The organism is Caldicellulosiruptor sp. F32, from assembly GCF_000404025.1.
Taxonomy (GTDB): Bacteria; Bacillota; Thermoanaerobacteria; order Caldicellulosiruptorales; family Caldicellulosiruptoraceae; genus Caldicellulosiruptor; species Caldicellulosiruptor saccharolyticus.
Genome location: NZ_APGP01000081.1, coordinates 1 through 1,807, shown reverse-complemented (window position 1 = coordinate 1,807; position 1,807 = coordinate 1). Strand labels below are relative to the sequence as shown.

At 40.8% G+C, this 1,807-nt stretch carries 1 protein-coding gene; it reads right to left on the bottom strand.

The window, feature by feature from the left end; genetic code table 11:
- Nucleotides 1–1,807, bottom strand: a 1,807-nt coding sequence (locus tag H964_RS12990) for a rhamnogalacturonan lyase family protein (RefSeq protein WP_051109317.1), incomplete at both ends; no start/stop codon positions are given.

Sequence of the window (1,807 nt, the reverse complement as noted above, 5' to 3'; positions counted from 1 at the left end):
TTTACCAGGCTGCAACTGCCCTGCTCCACTCTTAAATCCTATCTCCAAGTAATAATCCGCTCCACTTACACTACTGCTCAGCTTCACAAACTTGAATGTTACATTGCTTGCTCCTATCTGTGCCCAGTCAGATATCGCACTCTGTGCCTTGTCTCCATCTACTGTGTACCAGTACCTTATCGTTACCCTGCTCAAATCTATCGCACTGCTACCACTATTTACTACCTTCAACCAAGGCCTTATCGTGTTAGTTGTGCTATTGGTCTCCTTGTTAGCATACAATACCTTTATCTGCCTGCTTGTCACAGGGGTACTAACAGGCGTCGGGGTTAGAGTTGGTGTTGCTGTTGGAGTTGGCGTAGATGTTGCAGTTGATGTTGGCGATGGAACTGATGTAGGCGTTGGGGTTTTTGTCGGGGTTAGCGACGGTGTAGCAATTGGTTGTTGCCCATACCCTTCAAAATATTGATATATGTTATTCACATTAGTCTCATACCCTAAATAAAAACTTACGTGAGGTGGTTGATTATATGCAACGTTCTGCCATGCTATAGACACTCTATATTGCCTGTTATGCATAAGCGTAGGTATCTTATAATTTGTCAATGTGGTGGTTGTATATATCCTGATTGCATTGTTATCACTAGTCCTAAATATAACCTCTTCTCGCCAATCTCCAAATATATCTGCACTCAGGCAGGGCGTTGCCTTTGTGTTGTTATTTGATGAACATCCACTTGCTGTAAATATAGTATTTGTTCTATTATTGTTATAATCCCATTCGTAAATATATGTTTTATCCAATAATTCTCTGCCTAAATCCCCGTCCCACCAAATTGCAAAGTTATATGGTGGTGTCGCATTACTGATTACATTTCCCTTACAATCTCTAATACTTACCCCTGCTGCCCACACTTCTAACCCCTTATATCTCGGATCAACGTCTGCCGCCAAAGCACGCCCACAATCTCCAGATGTTAAAACCCTTACTAATATCTGCCCAGTCTTCGCGTCTCTTAAACTCGCTCCTGTGCTTCCTTCATGACACTGCCAAACTTCTAATCCAGGCCTGTCTGGATTAATATCTGACACATGCATTGCATCACCATGACCTAATTTGGTTGAATATAACGGTGCTCCATTATCATCTACTGCCATCGCGCCGTATATTATTTCATCCTTACCATCATTGTCAACATCAGCTACACTCAAATTGTGATTTCCTTGTCCTTCGTAATCATCTCTATATCCATCTTTAATCTCTCCTGTGTCAAATTGCCATAACTTTGTTAAATCGCCATTTTGCCAATTCCAAGCAACTATATATGTTTTTGTGTAATATCCTCGGCACATAATTAGGCTAGGCCTCTTCCCATCCAAATAAGCTACTGCTGCCAAAAACCTGTCAACCCTGTTTCCATATGAATCGCCCCATGACGAAACATTTCCACGTGGCGGAATATAATTAACTGTCTTTATTGCTCCTCCTGTCGCACCTTCAAATATAGTCAAATATTCAGGACCTGATAAAACATAGCCAGACGAATTCCGCCAATCAGCATTTGGATTTCCTATCACATTGCCTTGTCCATCTATTGTTCCATCAGCTGTTTTACATGCAACTTCAGCTTTTCCGTCACCATCTAAATCATATACTATAAATTGTGTATAATGTGCTCCTGCTCTTATATTCCTACCCAAATCAATTCTCCATAAGAACTTGCCATTTAATTTGTAAGCGTCTAAATACACATTGCTTGTATATCCAGCTTGTGAGTTATCCTTTGAATCACTTGGATCCCATTTC